We start from the raw sequence: 21,018 nt of genomic DNA, 5'->3' as shown, positions 1-21,018 counted from the left end.
GTTTTCGCTATACATTACATACCGCCAATTCAAATCAAACTAAAGATTCGCATTGGGGTCGGTTGCAGTATTGTAATAACCGCCACCAGCACCTGAGTAAGAAGGCGTATAGGTCAATGAATACTTAGGTAGAAGTTTCGTCAAAGCAGCATTTTGGGTCTCCATATTGGAGGCCCATGTCTGAAATTGTGCTTGACTTACCACATGTCCGTAGTTATACATAGCCCCGTGCCAAATACCACATAGCTCGTCGCAACGAACAACAAACTTTCCAGTCTGTTGAGTCTTGGCGTAAGCTATGTTATTGTAGTCAGGGTTCGCATCAGCCTTAACCCCTAGGCCATAGGCCCAAAAGTCGTGAATAACGTCCAAACTTGTAACATTGAACTGAATCTCTGTATTGTTTGGAAGTTCAAGACTAGTGGTCTCCATGCCACCAAATTGGGGCCATCGGTAAGTAAAGCGCCATTGCTGTGCAATGACTTGAACCTGCAATATATTCTTAGTTGCAGGCCTCCAAATTGGGCTCGAACCTTCAGCTCCTCCAGCTCCGGCTGGAACCACCAAAAAGTAAGTACCAAAAGCAGCCAAACCCAAGACCAAAGTGGTGGTGATTATATACCACGCGCCCTGAGCCTTAGAGTTTCCGCTGATATTGGCGCCGGGAGCGAGTGGGTCTTCACCCGGACGCACCCTCCATTTCATAATCGAATACCCAAAAAAGAGCCAGACGAAAAAGAGCACAGGTACTACCAGTGTTGACACCAACCTGATGTCAAACTGGGCGCCTTGGGCTTGGTCGGTCATCGTGCCAGGCGGGAGGTGAGGTCCTAATACGAACCAAACCAACGCCATGCCGATAACCGAGGTGATAGCCCAAATTACCAGGATCTTAGTCAGATGGCCCTTAGTGGATTCTTCGCTGCGGGATTCGTCTAAAACGAAATTAGCCATCGACTAAACCACCTTCAGAAATCCGGCCATGTAACCTATGTTTTGCATTGGGCCACCATTGCCGTCTACATAACCAAGTCCACATGGAACAAAGCATTGCCATCTATAGCTACCAACGCCACCGGTGTGGAATTGGAAGGTAATAGTAGTATGAGCCTCGCTCAAGTTGCAAGGACCTGCATTACAGAAATTCTTTGCAGTTGAGCTGACGCCATACATCGGGACATTGATCCCAAGGCCTGGAACATTAAATGTGTGAGCTATTCCATTTCCCGTATTGGAATTTGGATTTACTATATTCTCCGCTACTCCATTTACATACGCAATATTACCGACTGTGCCCTGTATTTTGGACCAGACGGTATTTCTCAGGTTTCCACCTGAATCGTATTCGTAAAGCGTTACGTGAACAGTGCTATGTGTAGGAAGCTGGATCAGAGTGGTCTGATGCCAAGCTCCGTTGGCATCTTGGATAAAGTACCCCACCCAACTTGGATGAGGACCTACGCCCACTGCACCATCGGTCTGCATAACAAGGTTAACGACGCCAGGAGTAGAGGAGGGTGTTGCTGAAACAGTCGGCGGTGTCGACCTAAGATATCCTGCGACCGCAAAGACAATTAATCCAAGCAGTGCCGCAAATGATACTAATAGCGCGCCAGCGCGAGCTCCTTTCGACAATCTTACCCCTTTCTATAACTACTTTGAAGACTACAAAAGACCCTATTGAGAATAGGACCAATGGCCCTATCGATAGTGTCTTCCTTCACCTTCGTCTAAAAATTTACTATGCCTGAGGATCAACTGAATGTCATCTTCGAGAATATTTAGAATAAAGTTTGTATATGCAAATCTGTAGTGTAAATAACGATACAAACTAGTAGATAGTATCTCGCTTTATTAATTTACAGCTCTAAATGAAGTTGACAAAAATGGCAAGCGCCATTGGCAAATCTGCCAATGTAAAGAACCAACTCCCTTGCCTTGGGGCCAAGGGAGTTGGTTTGGCTCAGCGCTTTACCTAGGGCTTTTATGCGCCTCATAAAACTCTTTGGTTGAATGTTTTAACCAAAATCAAGCTAACGATAAATCACATATGGAGCGTTGTCACGTTACAACGAGACAGATTTTGACTTTTCTTCTATCTTTGGACCACCTCGCCGAAATCTTTGGACCATGATTCCATAATCTTTGGACCACTTCGCCGTGGTTAGACAACTCAATCAACTCGCTAATGACCCAAAATGCCCCTTAACCGCTCGATCCGATAACCGCTCGATCCAATGGGCAACATCGTCGCTGGGATCAAAGCGAGATCTTCTGTGACCTGACTCCTCCCAATGCTCCAAGCAACCATAATAAGGAGACCTTTAGCTCATTCGATATCTGCAAGCAGAAGGAAGATCTGCGAATTGAAGGCAGCCTCGTTCGAAATTGATTCAAAAGAGGAATGACTACCGAATTGTTCCTCACCTCGCAGTCGCCTTAGCCGTGATATGTGATCTTGGCCGGCTGCTTCACGGTACATGTCCAGTCTCGGTTGCATTGCGCGTGGTACAGGCCCCAAAAGCCACTCCGAATAAGGCCACAAAGACCACCGGAGCATCAAAAGGAAGCTAAAACACCTAACTAAAGACGCTTAGGCCAAGGCGTTAGTGCGTGCGATGAGGGTCGACTTTGAGATTGCCCCAGCAACGTACCCTTTGATCACGCCATTAGATCCGACAAAGACTGTCACTGGTACTCCCGGAATCAAATATGGTCCGACTAAATCCCCATTTGCATCAATGACCGTAGGATAGGGAATCCGAAAGGAATTAACGAACGAAAGCGCGGCGCTAGAACTCGACGTCTCATCAACCCCAACAAAGTTAATCTTGCCAGCGTATCTTCCACCCAAAGATGCAAATGTTGGCATCTCCTGTCTACAGGGAATACAGGCGGGAGAAAAGAAATTTATCACCAACGGTCGTCCTTCAAGACTCTTTAGAGAGACGAATTTCGAACCATTAGATAGAGAAGGTAACGAAAATAATGGTGCCGGATGCCCAACGAGCGGCGAGGAGGTGACCACGCCAGAACCAGGAGCTGAGAGAGCTAGCGACGCTTTAGAGCTAGTAGCTTTCAAAACTGCAAAGACCACCAACAGGCCAATCGCTAATACCCCGATCAAGGTGAGCACCCGAGTTGGTGTCACCTTTGATCCTCTTTGGTCACCACCCATAGACCCTGACGGCTCAAGTGGTGAGCTAGTGGTGGAAGACAAGGGTATCAATCCCCATTGCTAAAAATAGGACTGTCAAATAGGTTATCGAATAGCTAAATACCCGCATTGCAACCTTGGGACTATGACTACTGCGCAACTTTAAGGCGTAGTAGATAAAGCCTGCTCCTAGTGCTATAGCTGTAACATCATATATCACCCCAAGGTGTGCGATTGGCCCCATAACCAGTGTCGCGATGACCAGGATAACTGTATAGATCAATATGGATCGAGATGTCTGCTCGAAGCTAGCCACCGACGGCAGCATTGGAACGCCAGCGTTCGAATAGTCCTCCTTGTAACGGAAGGCTAGAGCCCAAAAATGTGGCGGAGTCCACAGAAATATGATCAGAAACATCATAACTCCGGAAAGCGTTATATCATTCTGCACTGCAGCCCAGCCAACCAAGACAGGAACGGCACCAGCAGCACCACCTATAACAATATTTTGGGAGCTACTCCTCTTTAACCACATTGTGTAGACAAAGAAGTAAAAAGCTGCTGCTGCAAGCGAGAGTGACGCCGTCAGAAGGTTGTCATATTTCCATAAAATAATGAACGATATCAGCTCGACCAAAATAGCAAACGAGAGGCCCGCCGTTGGAGAGATCTCGCCGGTTACAAGAGGACGCTGCTTTGTACGCTTCATCAAGGCATCTATATCTCGATCAAACCACATATTGGCTGCATTTGCACCGCCAGCGCTTAAAGTTCCTCCGAGAAGCGTTATCAAAACTCGACTTATTGATGGTAGTCCACGCTGTGCTACAACCATAGCTGGGAGAGTTGTGGTCAAAAGCAACTCGATAATGCGCGGCTTCATCAATACTACATATGCCCGAACCGTCTTAAATCCGGAACCGGTCTTTAGGGCAACAGGGATGGAATTCATCGTTTTTGGTTACTCGCTTCTGCCGCAAAAGTTAGGACTTTATACCCTAACCAAATCCACATAAAAAACTTACTTGATTTTTAGATGATAGTGAGTGTCATGTCGATTCGCCCACATCTCTTGGTCGACAATAAAGGTGGCTTCTCAAGGAAAGGTCACCTCATTATCTCTCCACCCTCAACAGCCACACCATAACAAGACATTCCGAGATCGCAAAAATCCACCAAACAAGCTACTATTGTGACTCAATGATGTCCATTTCAAGAATTTTGCGCTTCGTTGAACTTGCACTTTCCAAGACCCAAGAACCGTTCATATTTCTATCCACAGAACCGACGACTGTCTACTACTTCACCGCCTTTGCCTCCTCGAATGCGACAATCCTTATAACCAAATCAGACCAGGAGACCGTCGAAGTCAATCTGGTGACAGACGGACGGTACCTAGATCAAGCTCGTTCAAATTTATCGGACCTTTTGCAATCGACGCAGATCAACTTTCAAATTATCAACCAAGCCGAAAACAGCTTCCAAAGCATAATCCAATCGAACTCCACCAAAGAACCACGTCTGCTTTTGGAGTTCGATAGAATCTCCCACGCCAACTTCCTTGGTGTATTAAGTAGCTTTGCAACCAAACCTGAGGTCTTAGACGTCACTTCCCTTTTGGTTAGTCAACGCCAGGTTAAAGACCACAAAGAGATTGAAAAGATAGCTCGTGCCGCAACCATTGCGTCCATGGCCTTTGAGGAATTTGCGACCGAACTACGACCGGGAACGACAGAAGCCCAAGCGGCGGCCAGACTCGATTATCTGATCCGAATCAACGGAGGAGAAGGAGTTGCCTTTGATACGATTGTCGCATCCGGTCCCAATTCGAGCTTTCCCCACGCGGTTCCAACCGATCGACCGATAATGACGAACGAGCCAATCGTGGTTGACTTTGGCGCTACCTTCGAAGGATATCGCTCCGACTGCTCCCGCACGATCAAAACCGCCGGAACAAGCTTTAGTGACGAGGTCGAAGAGGTCTATCAAAAAGTTCTATTATCCCAGGAAGAAGGCATCTCAATGCTTAGGCCGGGCGTTTCATCAGGCACCATTGACGATAGATGTCGCACCTCCTTCGACGAGGGATCCCGAAGATACTTCTCTCATGGCACGGGCCACGGCGTTGGCTTAGAGATCCACGAAGCACCCTGGCTGCTAAAGGGCCAGACTACTGAACTATGCGAAGGAATGGTCGTAACGGTTGAACCAGGCCTTTACTACCCAAACCAATTTGGGATAAGAATTGAAGACCTATTCGTTATCACAGACCAAGGTGCTAGGTTACTAACCAACCTGACCAAATAACTGACTCGAAAACCCGAATTAAGGTTCCTAATAAAGGATCTCTAACTGCTTCATTTTGGCTTCGTCAGGGACATCGGTTCATCGACCCAGTGGAAGATAAACCACATTGGCGAAGTCGCCAAAGTCGCCTAGCCGAACAACAACTGATGCTCAGCTAAGCTTGAACAAGAATATTTCAGAGATCTTTGACTTCAGGCAAAACTTTGCCGACTACCAACGGAGCTAATATGGGCGTACCCACGTCATCTAACGACTTTAAAAATGGCATGACCTTAGACCTCCCTGATGGTCTTTTCGCAATCGTCGAATTTCAACACGTAAAGCCCGGTAAGGGCGGTGCATTCGTAAGGACGAAACTTAAAAACCTAAAGACAAAGGCTGTTATCGATAGAACCTACCGTGGAGACGAGAAGGTAGACCAAGCGATAATTGAAAAGCACGATATGCAATACCTTTATCGAGATGGTGAAAGCTACGTCTTTATGGATAATTCATCCTACGATCAGATCTCGGTAAGTCCAGACGAACTTGGAAGTGCCGCAAGCTTTATAAAAGAAGGTGACACCGCATCGGTGTCTTCGTACCAAGAAGTAGTGGTTGGAGTTGAACTGTCAGCTTCAGCTAACCTGACAGTAACAAATACTGAACCTGGAATTCAAGGTGATCGAGTCTCTGGCGCGCGCAAGCCAGCCACCCTTGAGACGGGATTCGTTCTCCAGGTGCCACTATTCATCGAGCAAGGTGAGAAAATCACAGTCGATACCCGTACTGGTGAATACATATCCAGAGCATGAGCAAAACCACTGGTTCTGGATCGTCGCCCGCCAAGAAGGGCGTTAACGACCTATCGGTCGGCCTTGCGCGGCGGGAGGCTCGCCAAAGAGCTGTTTCGATTATCTACGAAGCAAAGATCAAAGAGATCACCCCAAAGAGTGTCGCCGAAGAGCAAGGGCGGAGCTCGCTTGATGACCTAACGGCATATCTTGTAGATGGTGTCGACGCAGAGGCCCAATCGATTGATGCAATCATCGATCGCCTCTCATCCAATTGGCAATTTGATAGACTCCCACTAGTTGAGGTATGCATCTTAGAGATTGCCATATTTGAACTTCTCGATGGCAGAAACAACAAGGCAGTAGTCATAAACGAAGCCGTTGAATTAACCAAACTTATCGCCGATCCAAAGTCGGTCAAATTCATAAATGGAATCTTGGCCAATATAGCCAAGCAGTACCTTGAGCCAAACCCAATCCAAAATATCGATTGAGTAGATATCGATCGAGTAGATATCAATAGACAAAATCTAGCCTTTCCAAAAAAGGCGAAAAAACAGCCACCACCTCAATCAGAGGTGGTGGCTGTTTTTACACTGTGGCGGCTGTTTTTACACTGTGGCCACCTAGTCATTATTGGTTCAATACCTAGTAATCACGACTTTTACTATGGAAGTTAGGAAACCGAGACAAGTGCTGACGGATAGTTCTTTATAGTGGTCAATCCGAGAGTCTTTGGTGCGACTCCCAGCTCCTTTGCATCGAGGTTCATGGTCGCTTGAGCCTTGGCGGCAAGGCGATCCATTGCCTTTTGGTGGCTAACGATATCCGCAAGCAAGGCTGTGTTTTTAGGATTTACCAAGATACCCTTAAAGTCGATCAGGATTTGAGCAGCATCTGGGAATGCCCAACTTCCAAGTGAATTTACTATCACGTTGATATGGTAATTTTGCAGAATATTAGGTATGCTCGTCGACGCTAGATCAAGCAGATCCGAGTTGCCGATCGGCGAACAGTTTGGCTCCGCATTGCTTACAATCGCCTTGGCAGTTGAGAGCTGATTGCTGGTCTTGTTGATTATCGCAGTAACAGCGATAATCGAGTCGGCCAACGAGGCGTTGCACGACTGGATCTGGCCCCACATCGTAGTTTGAAGTATCTGATACTGACTAGACCTATCTGCCTTGGTTGCAGACCTTGGATAGTCTGATACAACAACTATCGCGATTGCCAAAATGGCAATAGTCGCAATGGCCCAAGTTCTTCGGTACCATGGTTTCGTACCTGGCTCAAATACCGTTGGACTTGCCTTCAATTTTACCCCTTTAAAACCATCTTGCAGATCGACTAAAATCAGCCGAAGCATCGATGTCTCTTGTCTATCCAGTTTCCGAGCGTGGAAACTGGGGTCACTTGCTCATATCTTTTTTTAAGTTCCTACCCATAGTAATCGAAGTCATCAACTTAGTGGATCCCATGACCTCGCGAAGGCAGCCACACTAGATTAGACAAGATTTCCTGGGTCGCCTTGGCGTTTCAGGAAACTAGCACAGGTCGTCTCGATCAAAACCCGATATTCACGCCACAAATTATCCAAAACCCACATCGGCCACCACTGCCATTAGGTGTTAGCGAATTACCAAAGCAGCAACTGCGATCGATCGGCACTTGAAATACACATAGGAATACACCTTTCCAAAAGCCGCCTAGCAAACGGCAATCTCGCAAACGATTAGGTCATCTTCAATGAATCTCATCTGCCACATTGGTCGGCTCGTAAAAACCACCCGTACGACCACGCAGCTAGGACCTAAGTCAATCAACTAATCAATTTGAATCTAAAACCCAATCAATTGCGATGATATGACCCCATAGAGGCAATTGCCGATTCAATCAATTGCGATGGGATGCCATTTACGACCTCTAGTTCTCCAGTTTGATTCATCAAGACGAAAGTTAGCGAACCATAGGCCTTTTTATCGCGAGCGAGATATCCAATGACATCGTCAAAGTCGACGCTGTCTGGAATCGAGGTAGAAAGTTCAAAGCGAGAGACTATCTCATAGTGACGATCAAGCATCTCCGAAGAGATTCGACCCATTATATGACTTAGGTGCCCAGCGAAGATTAGACCAATTCCTACCGCTTCGCCATGCATCAACGGAGAGATCTTCCCCGCCAGGGAGAGCGCCTCTAGGCCATGGGCCATAGTGTGGCCATAATTCAAGAGGGCCCTTCTACCACCTTCACGCTCATCGAAAGAGACTACGTCGGCCTTAATCTTGACGCACTGCGAGATGGAAGCCTCTAGGTCATCAACATCTAGATTGCCAGCACCTAAAAATTCATACTTTGCCATCTCGCCCAAACCTGAACGAAATTCACGCTCAGGTAACGACTTCAGCGTCGAAACGTCACAGATCACCGAGGACGGGTGCCAAAAACTACCAGCTAGATTCTTTCCAGCTGAAAGGTTCACTCCGGTCTTTCCTCCAATTGCAGCATCTATTTGACCCAGGAGAGTAGTGGAGATATTTATATAGCGAATACCTCTAAAGTAGATCGAGGCCACAAACCCGCCTAGGTCACTCACGACTCCACCACCTACGTTTACTATGCAATCTCGTCTACTTAGACCAAAGGCAGCTATCTCCTCAAGTAGCCTCTCGACAGTGGATATCCGCTTTGCATTCTCTCCATCTTCAATGACAAATGTAGAAGACGCAATATTTGGCGGATCAGGAATCATCGGAATATTAGGTTGCCTAAGTATTACTACCTTGGAAACGTCTTCCGGTAAGTACTTCCACCATTCATCCAACAGATCGTTGCCAACCAAGATAGGATAGCCACGATCGTCACCTAGATTGAGGTACGTCTCTCTCATGTGTAAAAATACTCCCCATACAGATATTGTTAAATCACGCTGTCAAAGTGCCACCCGGAACGATCAACTAAGCCGCTCAAGTTCACACTCGCCAGACGCCCCATGGTGAATATAACAAGGTGAATGTAAATAGAATCCCGCCAACCATAGCTACCGCTTCAAATCAAATTGCAACCTCGCACATCTCATTGAACCTTTTTAGATTGAATGCTTAGAGATCCAAGGCGCACCTTGGCGATAGCTGCCAACCAAGTCGAAGAAGTTAGTGTCGAAATCGACGGATTAAACCTACATTAGGTTGGCACTGCCTCAAAAGCTACGACCAAAGGCTCATCTATTACAGATGAGTTCCTTGAGACTTGGAATCAGTATTCCCTAACGCCTGGACATAGCTGCTATAGTTTCGCACAAACTCTGAGACCGAGTCTCCACCAAACTTTCGCACTGCCTCATCGAGCAAGACCAATGCGACCATCGTCTCAGCTACTACGCCCATTGCAGGGACTGCCGTGACGTCAGTTCGTTCCTTGAAAGAGACCGTGGCTTGCTTGGTGGCCACATCGACAGTCTCTAAAACCGGACGATTCAGGGTTGCGAGAGGCTTCATATAAGCAGTCATGATCAAAGGTGCTCCAGTGGTCATGCCACCTTCGACACCGCCAGCGCGATCGGTAGTTCGGTAGTATGAATTCTCTTGACTATCCCAAAAAACAGCGTCATGGGCTTGGGAGCCCAGTTTGGAGGAGACCTCGATTCCATCTCCGATTTCGACGGCTTTTATCGCCTGAATGCTCATTAACGCATGGGCTAGCAATCCATCAATTCGTCTATCCCAATGCACATGAGAGCCAAGACCAACGGGAACACCCCATGCTACAACCTGAGCGGCACCGCCCAAAGAATCTCCTACTTTGGCGGCAGCTTTGATCTCTGCGATCATAAGCTCTTCTTTAGACCTATCAAAACACCTGATCTCCGAGGCGTCGATCTCGGCTAAATCCTTGGGTTGTGGAAGTTCTTCAACTAAAAGCGATACTTGGCCCAGAGAAATTACATGAGATAGGATGCTTACGCCAATCTCAGCCAACATTTTCTTAGCTATAGCACCAGCAACGACCCTCGCAGCCGTCTCGCGAGCACTAGCACGTTCCAGCACGTCGCGAGCGTCGTCAAAGCCGTACTTGAGCATACCAGTCAAATCTGCGTGACCTGGTCTTGGCGTAGAAAGCGGCTTCGTAGTCGCTCCAAGGCTTGGAGACATCTCCTCTTGCCATTTGGGCCATTCACTGTTGTGGATCTCAATGGCAATCGGAGAACCAAGGGTACGTCCATGTCGAATTCCACCAAGAAGCGTCAACTCGTCTTTTTCAAAACGCATTCGAGGACCACGGCCAAAACCCAAGCGCCTTCTTCCAAGCTCGCCTTGAATCTCTGCTTCACTTATCGCAAGGCCCGCAGGAACACCTTCAAGCACAACCACCAAACCCTGTCCATGGGACTCACCTGCAGTTAGAAATCGAATCATGGTCAACAATCTAGCTTGTCTGGCGCCAAAGGTATTTCCTCTTAGCGGATATCGCCGACGAGCGACTTCAAGGTTCATCTAGAGAAGTCGCCACAGCTCTTATTTGCCTATTATTTAACTATCGCTTGGTTGAGACAAAGCTCGAATGGATTTGCTCCACCATTGCTAAAGGTAGCACAACCCGTCGTTTGATCTATCGAAGTCAACACGTAGCTTACGCCAACAGTTTGGCCGGGGGTGATCCCTGAATATACTGTCCCGTTCACAGAGACTTGAGCAACAGCGGGTTGTCCAACCGGCGACACCGATATCAATGCAATTTGGCTAGGCGACCCCGTCGTTGTCGTCGTCAATGACACCAACGTCGTAGAGGTGGAACCTCCCGCCAATGTGGTTGTAGATCCTGTAGCCGAAGTAGTAGGCGACGATGCGGCGGTCGTTGTCGTGCTAGCAACCAAAGGAACAAATGGATCTTTGTTTCCGTAGTTCAAAATTGTCGTGGTCACGCCTGGCAAGGTGGTTGAAGTGGTAGTTGATGATGTCACCGTCGGAAGAGATGGAGTGGATAAGGTACTTGGCGAAGATGACGCGTTACCCTTTACGTAAAGATAACCACCAACCCCAATCAATATGACCACTAGAGCCAAAGCCCCGATGAGCAAAGTTCGACGACTCGAAGCGCCGCCTCCTTTAAGTTTCGATAACAGATCTTCTATAGGGTTAGCCATTTTGCCTCCTTGGCTATCCGACAGCGCTGGTCGTAGTCGAGGTACCCGACGAAACGCTAGGACTAGTTGGGGGCGCCACCTTTATGGTTGCACCAGAGGATGTTGACGCCTGTCCCGGAACTCCAGGTGGTATTTGCTGGGAATAGATCGTGATTCTGATATTTGCTGAAAGCTCAGCCCCCGCCGATTGAGACGGAGAAGCCGTAGAGCTACCGCCAGAACCCCCTGTCGCTGAGAGGTTTACCGAATTCACTATTACTAAGCGCGAGAGTTGATTTAGGCGGTTCAGAAAGTCAAGAACCTGAAAGTAACCACCCTGAATCTGAATTCCCGCTGTCACCGCTGGCAAATTGGCGGCCCCTTGGGATGTGGAACCTTGAGTCGAAGCACTCGCTTGAGGCTGCGATGGCGTTACCGACATAAAGGTAATACCGCTCATCCCCGATATCGTATTCAAAGAAAGAAGAAAATTTGCTAAATCGGGGTAGACCGGAATCGCCAATGCGAGAGTTTTCAATTCGTTTTGCGCAGCTGGGAGTTCCTTTTTGAATGCCTTCAAGGTCGAGATCTGGCTCTGCATCGAAGATAGCTGCGATTGATTCGATAAGAGTGTTACATTAGCCGCCTCAATAGCTTTACTTTTAGGTTGCCATATCAAAAAGTAGAAGCTTACTATCAAGATCAGCCCAACCAGGGTTGCGACAATGACGATGCGCCTACTCTTTTCGTTTTTCATCATTATGAGATCCCCCCACCAATGAGATAGGACTGAAAGCGACTAGGCGTAGGATTCGGTGCCAATGTCGCAGTCGAGCTAAAGGTGACGATATTTGCACTCGCTCCATTTACAACTGGAGCATTTGTACATGACTTACCTGAATCTGTCGTGGAAGACGATACCCAAGGATCAAGGATGCTAGAGAGGCTCCCGATACCATTGATCCAGTGAGAAGGCGACTGTTGAGAACACCCCATAGCGCCAAAGCTAACTGTAGCAGGCCCGGATCCACTCGAGGATATCCCCGAAAAATTAGTCCACCACACGTCATTAGGAGTCGCGGAATTCAGCTTCGTAATCAGAACCGACCAATTCACATCATTGGTAAGGACGGCTCGAACTTGATTTTCTGCATTCGTTAGGGTCGTCCTCACCCCTGCAACCGGACTCAATTGAGCTATCTGTGCCGCATCAAGAGTTATCTGAAGGTCAGACTGAGATATCTGGGAGTTGATATTTGTCAATTCATTATTATGAAGGAGATAGAGGCCGGCGAGTCCAGCGATTATCACCACTACTGCAGCACCAGAATATAGGCTCGCACTTCTAATTTGGCGCTGTAGAGCCGCATCACCACTTAGAAGGTTTACGACGTGTCTCGGACCTGAACCGATCCAACGACTAAGCGCCAGCGCCAATGCTTCAGGCATTACACTGGCTATTCGATCTTTGTCGGCGCTCGAGAGGTCAGGTACATCGAGTTCAATCGACTCGAACATATCCAATCGGGCCAATTCAATCTCTGGAGACAAGCTTTGGCGAAGCGCCTCGTAAAAGCCAGCAGTTAGAGATCCTCCCCCTCCTACCAAGACACGGACGTTAGCATCCTCTTCTCTCTGAAATAGGTAAGAGCTAAGTGTTGTGGTTATGGCTTCAGTGATCTCATCAATGCCGTTGCGAACAACCGTACGAAGACGCTTCGGGTCAATATCTGCATCAATCTCTTCATATACATCAGAAAATGCTCCCAAGGATCTCTTGATCGCCTCAGCTGTTGCCAAATCCACCGAAAACTCTCGAGCTATCGATTTAGTAACAAGATCCCCGCCTATGTCGTCTAACGATCTCGCAACAGTCAGCATCCCATCTTCGGCGATACCAACGCTCACCTTATCCGCCCCAACAACTACGATTACGATCACCTGGCTCGACCGACCCCGCATTGGATCCGCAAGAGCATCTAAAAGATCTGTGGAATCACCCTTGGATTCAAGGTCCGAAGAGTCATTTGCTTCGAGTAAACCATCGCCTTTGTCCGCCTTGACCCTATTGATCTTTGGAAAGCGAACCACTTTGCTCGAGGATTTCAACAGTTCTGAAACAGAGCTACCTGAGGCAATCTCATCTAGAAGGCTCACCGTGCGAAAGAGTGCTATGAATGATGAATCGATAGCCGCCAACCGCAGATTTGCCGCTGCAACTGCAACTTCGTATTCAGAAAGCACCTCCACATCGCCGGCGACCAAGTGCATATAGTCCAAGTTACCTCGGGGGACCCGCTTCATCTGAAAATTGGACTCATAGTCGACTCGATATTCGTTGATATCACCAGGCAAAAACTGTGCTGCCTCGATCGTCATGGCCCCTTTTAACTCTTGCTCTGTCATCTTGGGCAGCTCTAAATCGCGAATAAATACGCGTGATCCCGATGCACCTACGACGACTTCGGTAGAGCTAAATTTACCCTGGTTCCAAAGTCTCTTGATCGAAGCAGTTACCGCTGCTGCATCGCGAATCTCTCCACCTACTACCGCACCGTTAGGAAGAGTCACAAGGCCAAAATTGGAAATCCTTGGCAGGCTCTTGCTGTCGTATTCGATCTCTACGGCTTTGATAGCAAAAGAGCCAATGTCAACACCAGCAACTCGTTTCAACTGATATATCCTCCGCGCTTGAGATAGCTCTCGACATCTCCCCTACGGATCCGCCAAGCCTTTCCAACCCGTGTAGCTGGCAACTCCGACGTCGCTATCAACCGATAGACGGTCGTAGTGGACACCTTCATCACGTCCGCAACTTCGCGTACTCGCATCAATTCGTCTTCAAACATTAAGGCACCCCTCTTAGGGCAAAACTAACGAATCAACATTCAAGAAATAGTCACCATAACGCAATGTCATGCAGTGTCCCAACTTCCGCCGCATCATCTACTTATTCAACATCTTCAACATTGACAACAATAAGAATATCGGCAACATCTTGCCCAAGTTGACGATTAATGATGAAATTACAGAAAAATAATTACCGATGTATAATTACATCAATGTAATTTAGTTTATAAAAATTATCGCTCTAGAGCATCTTTGAAGAATCGATCCGAAATAAATTGATCCAATTAAATCAGAAATAGAGATCGACCCAAGGTCGACGTCACCATGAGTCACTAACGAATAAAGCCAGCTAGAACAAATCGTATAATCTAAGCCATCCAAAATACTATGGGCCGATGAGCTATCGAATTAGGCCATACTAACGAGATATTCATCATAAAAGTTACATTTTACTCTTCGATATTGAAATTAATAACCTCAAAAATATCCAAATAACTGAATCAAAATTGAACTAAAATTTCTAATTAATCAACCTAAAAAACAAAGTCTTGGGCAAAACAACATAAAAAAATACGGCTGCTGCACCACAAAGAGGTGGAACCCACTCATAGACACAACTGGGAGTCCCATAGTAACGCTCTAACACGTTAGTCCCCTGCAAAGGGCCTGTTAGATCCATCCAGGAGATCGATTAGGAAAGACTACGCCTGGTTCGAGCGAATAGACCTTCACCAAGACGAAAACCGCCATATCCTAAAATATACGAAAACTATTTCCAATAACCATCGACGTCAGTGCCGAGAGTGCCATAAATGGACCAAAGGGAATTGAGGATTTAACGGATCTAGAGACAAGCAATATATAGCCAATTCCAAAGATTGATCCAAATCCGAAGGCACCGTAGAGGAAATTGATCGTGGGATTCAGCCCCAAAACACCCAGGTTCAGGCCGATAAAGCCGGCCAGTCTAACGTCTCCAAAGCCAATCGAACTGGGTCGCAACAAAAAGATCAATCCAAAGATACCTATGTCAATACCAAATCCTTCGATCGAAGAGACCAAGTAGTGAAACGACCCCATCTCAATGCAGTAGGCCACAATCAGAAGAAATGTCACCAAGGCGCTGGGATAGATGATCTTGCGGGGAAGCTTTCGTGTCTCTATATCAATAAGGGCAAGGCAAACTAAACTCGCGCTAAAAAGGGCTAGCTGCGGAGCGACGAAGGTCCTTCCAAAGAGGGCTGCGACAAGACCAAACAGGGCTCCGGTGGAAAGTTCCACCAAAGGGTACCTAACAGATATCTTTGAGCCGCAGCTATGACATCGCCCCCTTAACGCCAAAAAAGAAGCTATCGGCAGGTTGTCAACAGTTCGCAATCTATACCCGCATGAGGTACAGTGTGACGGTGGCAATACGATAGATTCACCTCTTGGAACCCTCCATATGACCACATTCAAAAACGAGCCCACTGCTAGACCGACAACCGCGAATAGGGCTACGAAAATCCCGTTTGGTGTCACCTTGGTAGATCTCTTTGTGATTGACGCAGGCGCCGAGTAGCTTCTTTACTCAATCCAAAACGTCCGCGGCTCTCCGAGGAATCAAAAATCTTAGCTAACGTCGATCGTCGAGCCATCGAAGTTGGCGCTGTGGTTTCATCCTCGACGATATATAGCTTCATCGGAGTTGGACTATGAATAGCGGTGGTGCCATACAACTGCCAAGATACGGCGGCAAGAAAGACCGCAACCATTGAAAAATCAAGTATCGAGCTATAGACCAGCGGGGAAAACTTTTGAGCAGAAAAGTAGAATGCAATGACCGATGCCAATACCAATGATCCAACCACCCAAAAACGATAGTCTTCAATTCCTGCCGTACACAGAATAATCAATGCCAACGATGGTGCTAGATAATACGGAACCATCACAGGTTCAAAGAAGACTCTCAAGCTCAGGCAAAGCGTAGCAATTGTAACAAGCTCGCTCCATTGCATCTCCCTCTTTAGCAATCGGCTCCGAAGTTGAAATGAAATAAGCACAACGAGCACCAAAGCGGCCAAGCGAAACGGACCAGCCGAGAGCGCCTTTGAATGAATTGACCCGATCAGTCCAATCAATGTCAGATGATCGACCGCCGGAAAGTTCGGTTGATTGAGAATGGATTTCAAGCTCTGAAACGGAGCGGCGATAACTGCTGGCAAAAACAGAAAAAAAGGAACACCCGCCATTCGCGCCAAACTTCCAAGCAGTTGCTTGAACTTTGGCGTCTTGGCAATAAATATAGGCAGAAGTAGAAACAAGGTGAGAGGCTGGAAACCCAGGGAGATACCAGCCAAATAGGAGGCCTTTACCCTTCTACCTTCTTTAACTTCCACTACTGCCAAAATGCCAAAGGACAGTGCTGCTAGATCCTCAGGGTGACCCCACGGGAAAAGCAGATAAGCACCAACCGCACATGCACCTAAGATATATGAAACCTTGGCTTTTCTTTCAGGAAAGATGTGCTCAATGAACCTCTGAGCGCAATAAGCCCAAAAGGCGAGAAATAAACCTAGATAAAAGATCGAATATATCCATGCCACGGGGTGATGTGTCGGGTATGGATAGGGCTCTACGAGATGCAATAGGCTCAGAAATTCAGCTAGAGGCGTGAGGGAAAGTGGACCCAACGGTGGCGCTATAAGGCCATTGTGGGACGAGTACATTATCCCATATCCCCCCCAGAGGATCATATGAGAATCCCTCAGAGTGGCGAATAAATCCCCCGAATAGATCCAACTTCTCTTGCCGAAGAAGAGTTCAGCGTAAAAAAAAGTGGCACAAAGTGCCAGCGAGACAAATAAGAGATACAAAAAGAGCGGATAGAACCACCTCTTTGAGGTAACTCTAGATCTCCCAACAACTACTGCCAAGGTCTCCGATTCGTTCTTCACTCTGTATTTATCGGTACAAAAAGAAGTTTCCTGTACATAAAAGCGCCATCGAGCTATGACCGACACCTCTCGGTCACTAAATCACCCTTCAGAATAAATCGCCCCCTAGAGAGCCACCTGGGCCACCTGAATCAAAATAGATCACGACCGTCATTCATTTAAGAACCCTGAGCGTTATGCAATCCGATAGAGCAATATAACTTAGAGGTTAATAAAAAGCGATAAATCGAAACGGAGCACCTACCAAAATGTCAACAACACAAGATAAGTCCAAAGGCCAACAAGGCGATCCACAACCGAATCGCCACATAAAAATGGATGGTGCATTCAACTTCCGCGACCTAGGAGGCTACAAAACCCAAAATGGAGGCACTGTAGCATGGAGGAAGCTATTTCGATCCGACGACCTCTTTCGCCTTAGTGATTCAGACATTTCATTATTTGATCAAATAGGGATAAAGACGGTAATCGACCTTCGAACCCCCCAAGAGGCGACTGCGAGGGGAAGGTTTCCCCTCGATAAGTACAGTCTCAATTACCTACAGAGGTCTTTGATCGACATCTCGGCAGATTACTCCCTAGCTGCTGGCGATGGCGCTCTGAACTATATCTTTGAGCGATATACGCAAATATTGACCGAAGGATCCTCCGGGATCGCCCAGGTAATCACAACGCTGGCCGCCGCTCCTAGTCGACCCGCGGTCTTTCACTGTGCCGTAGGGAAGGATCGAACAGGACTAATCGCCGCTCTATGTTTAAGCGGCCTCGACGTAGAACGACAATCCATCGTCGAAGATTATGCACTGACACAAAAGGCTGTTGAGGAAATGCTTGGCTGGCTCGACCTCCAGCTACCAGATGTGGCCAAGCAAATTAGAGCTTTACCACAAGTTGTCATGGGTGCAAAAGGTGAAGACATGGAACGCGTTTTGGCATGGATAGACCAAAAATACGGTAGCACCCATAAGTATCTGACCTCGATTGGCGTCTTGGAATCCGACCTAGCGACCTTCAAAGCCTCAATGATTATTTAACCTCAGCCAAGTCATAGCTAATGCATTCGTTACTTCCACAAATAAATGTGCTTAGCTGTCTCATTCTTATCTATATGTGGCCAATTGTTTCGCCTCTAATTCGGAACCTCAAATGTACCCCGAGAGGCGAAACAAAGAAGGTATAGCCGCATAGTGCCTCAAAGCAAAGGCAATCCAAAAGATAATCCAACCGAGGTCACATTTGAAGTCTGTAAATCATCAACTGCTCCCAAAAACCTGAGCATAATTGCTCAAAGCCGTTGGGCTTATCCGCACATGGTTGATAAGAGATTTGGGTCTCTTGCAACTCATGCCCCTTGACGCATCGTTGCGCCGGATGAACGAGCTAGTAAGATACGTCGAACTTCCCTATGAGGGGTATAGAGAGTTATCTCATGGTCGAAGTATCTATGTCGCAGGTTCAAAGCAGCGTTGAAATCAGCCTGGAGAACATCCCCGTTTGCACAGTGAAACTTATCCCCCACACGCTTACCTTCCAGTAGATGTGTGTTGGAGTCCATTTGCGATGTATAGGCCGCATTCACGAGAACATTTCTCGCTTTAGCCTGTTGTGTTGTAGATTCAAGGGCTTCTGCTAGTGTGCCTTTGGCCCATGCTGACATTTTCCTGTTGTACTTCTTCTGGGGCTTCTTCTTGGCGATAGGACGGCTTAGGTCTTCGGAGATAACGAGGCTGGCCTTGTCTACTACCGAATGGGCTGCCTTGAAAGCAATGTTCCTGATTCGTTTCTGTGCCTTATTCTTGCGAGCGTTGATCTTCTTTGTCCCAAGGTTGTTGGTCTTGATACGGTCAGCCTTAGCTGTGTGTCCGGCTTCTCTGTGCTTTTTTTCTAGGGCGTGTAGCTTGTTGCGAGCCTTGGCGGTTTTACTAGCCTTGCCACTGTACTCGGTCATGATTTTGCCAAGCCCCATGCCGTGCGTGTCTCCATCTGAGTCCACGAACGCTTCGGTGTATCCTTTGTCAACGGCGATAACATCGGCCCCGACTGGGCGGCCTGGTGGTTTCTTGAATGCGTAATGGATCTCGATAACGTCGTCCTTGACTATGATCCTGAGGTTCTTGCAAGATAAGATCAACATTCTTGCCATTGGTAGTTGTGACTAGACGGATGGGTTGTCCGTATTTGGCTGCGATGTTGATGACCACGACGACTTTGCCATCAACAATCTCGGTATGGTGTCTGTCTGAACGGACTACGAATTGGTTGTTGACCTTGGAATGTCCGTGCTTGAAATGCTTTCGCATCTGGCGGTGTCGGAAGTTGTCTTTGGTCCACTCGCCCTGCAAGAGTGTGTAGAGGCGAGCGAGTTCTTCTTTGTCGTCTTTGGCTCGGGCATAGATAGCCCTACGTACCTGCTTGCGAGCGGCAGCTCGATAAAGGAAGACATCATTAACAATATCTTTCGTGCTCTCGTTAGGGATGGTGCCATCTATTGGCAAGTTAAAATAGAGGGCGAGACTGCTGATTTCATTACGAATATCGTTAGAGCTTTTGCCAACCGTCTTTCGTCCACCGTATCTTCGCCAGATGTCCGCTCTTATGTAGCCAACGGCCTTAGCTATCGGCAGTAGCTCTTTGGGTGTGTCGGCGTAGATGATACGAGTGCTAGTTGTCACTGAGTACCTGGATCTTATGCCCTGGATACTCAGTCTTCAATTCCTGCTCGTATCTTCTCATGCCGTCAATCCGATGACCAAACACATGGACGATAGCGAGCATATCTTCGACCATCTCCTGTTCTGGTGAACACGATGGTTGATTGACTACTACTATCTCGCATCCCGATTCTTCAGCTATGTGGGCGATAAGATCGAATCCAAACCTAACGAGTCTGTCTTTATGAGCGATTATTAATCGTTCAATCTCTCCGTGCTGTATACGATCCATAAGCGCTAGTGTCCCCTCTCATAAGTTCCATGAGTTCTAGTTCCCCAGATACTTTGCCATCGATGCGAATATCTCGTCAGCTGTCTTTACCCACCTAAATGGTGTTGGGTCTTGGTTCCAGCGCTCTGCCCAGGTGTTGATCGAAGCAACGAGTTGCTTTTCTGACTTATGGGTGGATGTGTGGAGCATTTTGGTAGTCAGTTCCGAAAACCATCTCTCAACCAGGTTCATCCACGAGGAGTAGGTGGGTGTAAAATGGAAGTGGAATCTCGGGTTTTTTATGAGCCAGGCCCGTACAGCATCGGTTTTATGCGTTGCATAATTGTCCAGGATGACGTGGACTTCGAGTTCTTTTGGAACTTCTTTTTTCACCTGATCCAAAAAGGCTATGAACTCGATCGCCCGATGAGCCTTTGTGGTGTTGGTGATCACCTTGCCAGAGGCAACATCAAGTGCTGCAAAGAGATTTGTTGTGCCGTTGCGTTTGTAGTCATGTGTTTGCCGCTCTGGAACAAAAGGTCTCATGGGAAGCAGTGGCTGGGTTCTATCCAACGCCTGGATCTGTGTCTTTTCGTCAATACATAGTACCAGTGCAGCATCAGGGGGATTGAGATAGATCCCAGTTATGTCGCGGACCTTTTCGGTAAAGGCCGGATCGGTACTGATGTTGAAGTATCCCAAGACATGGGGCTTGAGGCCAAAGGTTCTCCAGATACGTGAGATGCTCGCTGGTGATACCCCGATCCGCTTGGACATTGAAGACGTCGACCACTGGGTAGCAAGCGGGGGCTCTTCTTCCAAAGTGATCCTTAGAATCTCGGCGATCTTTTCGTCATCAATGCTTCTCGGTTTTCCACTTCTCGGTGCGTCATCGAGAAGTTCCACTCCGTAGTTGATAAAACGCCGCTTCCATTTGCATANCGTCTCTGTAGA

Annotated in this window: 21 protein-coding genes and 1 pseudogene; 5 read left to right on the top strand and 17 right to left on the bottom strand. The window is 47.5% G+C overall.

The window, feature by feature from the left end; all coding sequences use genetic code 11:
* Positions 1-39 precede the first annotated feature (39 nt).
* Both AXFE_RS11355 and AXFE_RS11350 read right to left on the bottom strand, forming a co-directional pair.
* Complete coding sequence (locus AXFE_RS11355; protein ID WP_052605975.1) at positions 40-954, bottom strand: cytochrome c oxidase subunit II; 915 nt, start codon at positions 952-954, stop codon at positions 40-42.
* 3 nt (positions 955-957) lie between these two features.
* A complete protein-coding gene (locus AXFE_RS11350; RefSeq protein WP_052605974.1) occupies positions 958-1,635 on the bottom strand; it encodes a hypothetical protein in 678 nt (225 codons plus the stop codon).
* 753 nt (positions 1,636-2,388) lie between these two features.
* Between AXFE_RS11350 and AXFE_RS19395 the strand changes: the two genes are divergently transcribed.
* Complete coding sequence (locus tag AXFE_RS19395) at positions 2,389-2,574, top strand: hypothetical protein (RefSeq protein ID WP_152626048.1); 186 nt, start codon at positions 2,389-2,391, stop codon at positions 2,572-2,574.
* Between the two features lie 19 nt (positions 2,575-2,593).
* Here AXFE_RS19395 and AXFE_RS11345 read toward each other — a convergent pair whose 3' ends face one another.
* Positions 2,594-3,151 carry a TlpA family protein disulfide reductase gene (locus AXFE_RS11345; protein ID WP_160291838.1) on the bottom strand — a complete coding sequence of 186 codons (558 nt, stop codon included), beginning with the start codon at positions 3,149-3,151 and terminating at the stop codon, positions 2,594-2,596.
* A 52-nt stretch (positions 3,152-3,203) separates the two neighbouring features.
* Positions 3,204-4,109 carry a heme o synthase gene (locus tag AXFE_RS11340; protein WP_052605972.1) on the bottom strand — a complete coding sequence of 302 codons (906 nt, stop codon included), beginning with the start codon at positions 4,107-4,109 and terminating at the stop codon, positions 3,204-3,206.
* A 248-nt stretch (positions 4,110-4,357) separates the two neighbouring features.
* Between AXFE_RS11340 and AXFE_RS11335 the strand changes: the two genes are divergently transcribed.
* From AXFE_RS11335 to nusB, 3 genes are all read left to right on the top strand, one after another.
* The gene (locus tag AXFE_RS11335; RefSeq protein WP_082058698.1) at positions 4,358-5,464 is read left to right on the top strand and encodes a M24 family metallopeptidase; all 1,107 of its coding nucleotides are present in this window, start codon (positions 4,358-4,360) and stop codon (positions 5,462-5,464) included.
* 227 nt (positions 5,465-5,691) lie between these two features.
* Entirely contained in the window at positions 5,692-6,258 is a 567-nt protein-coding gene (gene efp / locus AXFE_RS11330; protein WP_052605970.1) for an elongation factor P, read from the top strand.
* Positions 6,255-6,731, top strand: coding sequence for a transcription antitermination factor NusB (gene nusB, locus AXFE_RS11325; RefSeq protein WP_052605969.1), 477 nt, complete (start codon positions 6,255-6,257; stop codon positions 6,729-6,731). The genes efp and nusB overlap by 4 nt, the downstream gene beginning before the upstream one ends.
* 182 nt (positions 6,732-6,913) lie before the next feature.
* Here nusB and AXFE_RS11320 read toward each other — a convergent pair whose 3' ends face one another.
* From AXFE_RS11320 to AXFE_RS11280, 9 genes are all read right to left on the bottom strand, one after another.
* Positions 6,914-7,552, bottom strand: a complete 639-nt coding sequence (locus AXFE_RS11320) for a hypothetical protein (protein ID WP_152626047.1) — start codon at positions 7,550-7,552, stop codon at positions 6,914-6,916.
* Positions 7,553-8,086: 534 nt separating this feature from the next.
* Positions 8,087-9,124, bottom strand: a complete 1,038-nt coding sequence (locus tag AXFE_RS11315; RefSeq protein WP_052605967.1) for a 3-dehydroquinate synthase — start codon at positions 9,122-9,124, stop codon at positions 8,087-8,089.
* A gap of 337 nt (positions 9,125-9,461) precedes the next feature.
* Positions 9,462-10,649, bottom strand: coding sequence for a chorismate synthase (aroC, locus tag AXFE_RS11310; RefSeq protein WP_052606007.1), 1,188 nt, complete (start codon positions 10,647-10,649; stop codon positions 9,462-9,464).
* 110 nt (positions 10,650-10,759) lie between these two features.
* Positions 10,760-11,377, bottom strand: a complete 618-nt coding sequence (locus tag AXFE_RS11305; RefSeq protein ID WP_052605966.1) for a hypothetical protein — start codon at positions 11,375-11,377, stop codon at positions 10,760-10,762.
* A 13-nt stretch (positions 11,378-11,390) separates the two neighbouring features.
* Positions 11,391-12,116: a type IV pilus inner membrane component PilO gene (locus tag AXFE_RS11300; RefSeq protein WP_052605965.1), complete on the bottom strand. Its 726-nt coding sequence runs from the start codon at positions 12,114-12,116 to the stop codon at positions 11,391-11,393.
* Complete coding sequence (gene pilM, locus AXFE_RS11295) at positions 12,116-14,029, bottom strand: pilus assembly protein PilM (RefSeq protein WP_052605964.1); 1,914 nt, start codon at positions 14,027-14,029, stop codon at positions 12,116-12,118. Before pilM ends, AXFE_RS11300 begins: the two co-directional genes overlap by 1 nt.
* Positions 14,026-14,205, bottom strand: coding sequence for a helix-turn-helix domain-containing protein (locus tag AXFE_RS11290; protein WP_052605963.1), 180 nt, complete (start codon positions 14,203-14,205; stop codon positions 14,026-14,028). Before AXFE_RS11290 ends, pilM begins: the two co-directional genes overlap by 4 nt.
* Positions 14,206-14,959: 754 nt before the next feature.
* Positions 14,960-15,727 (bottom strand): prepilin peptidase, encoded by a 768-nt coding sequence (locus AXFE_RS11285; protein WP_082058696.1) that lies wholly within the window; start codon positions 15,725-15,727, stop codon positions 14,960-14,962.
* Positions 15,724-17,142, bottom strand: a complete 1,419-nt coding sequence (locus AXFE_RS11280; RefSeq protein WP_052605962.1) for a hypothetical protein — start codon at positions 17,140-17,142, stop codon at positions 15,724-15,726. The genes AXFE_RS11285 and AXFE_RS11280 overlap by 4 nt, the downstream gene beginning before the upstream one ends.
* 248 nt (positions 17,143-17,390) lie before the next feature.
* Here AXFE_RS11280 and AXFE_RS11275 point away from each other — a divergent pair, with 248 nt between their 5' ends.
* Positions 17,391-18,176 carry a tyrosine-protein phosphatase gene (locus tag AXFE_RS11275; protein WP_052605961.1) on the top strand — a complete coding sequence of 262 codons (786 nt, stop codon included), beginning with the start codon at positions 17,391-17,393 and terminating at the stop codon, positions 18,174-18,176.
* 308 nt (positions 18,177-18,484) lie between these two features.
* Here AXFE_RS11275 and AXFE_RS20460 read toward each other — a convergent pair whose 3' ends face one another.
* The 4 genes and pseudogenes from AXFE_RS20460 to AXFE_RS11260 form a co-directional block, all read right to left on the bottom strand.
* Positions 18,485-19,108, bottom strand: a complete 624-nt coding sequence (locus AXFE_RS20460; protein WP_235347776.1) for a zinc ribbon domain-containing protein — start codon at positions 19,106-19,108, stop codon at positions 18,485-18,487.
* A 49-nt stretch (positions 19,109-19,157) separates the two neighbouring features.
* On the bottom strand, positions 19,158-19,814 hold the full coding sequence (locus AXFE_RS20455) for a DNA polymerase III subunit delta (protein WP_200891158.1): 657 nt from the start codon (positions 19,812-19,814) through the stop codon (positions 19,158-19,160).
* A pseudogene (locus tag AXFE_RS11265) lies at positions 19,804-20,094 on the bottom strand (recombinase family protein); the annotation flags it as partial. The pseudogene AXFE_RS11265 and the gene AXFE_RS20455, both read right to left, overlap by 11 nt.
* 27 nt (positions 20,095-20,121) lie before the next feature.
* On the bottom strand, positions 20,122-21,018 hold an 897-nt coding region (locus AXFE_RS11260), incomplete at its 5' end, for an IS630 family transposase (RefSeq protein ID WP_082058695.1).

The organism is Acidithrix ferrooxidans, assembly GCF_000949295.1.
In the GTDB taxonomy this organism is placed as follows: domain Bacteria; phylum Actinomycetota; class Acidimicrobiia; order Acidimicrobiales; family Acidimicrobiaceae; genus Acidithrix; species Acidithrix ferrooxidans.
The sequence above is the reverse complement of the archived record's forward strand: the minus strand, read 5'-3'. Positions and strand labels throughout refer to the sequence as shown.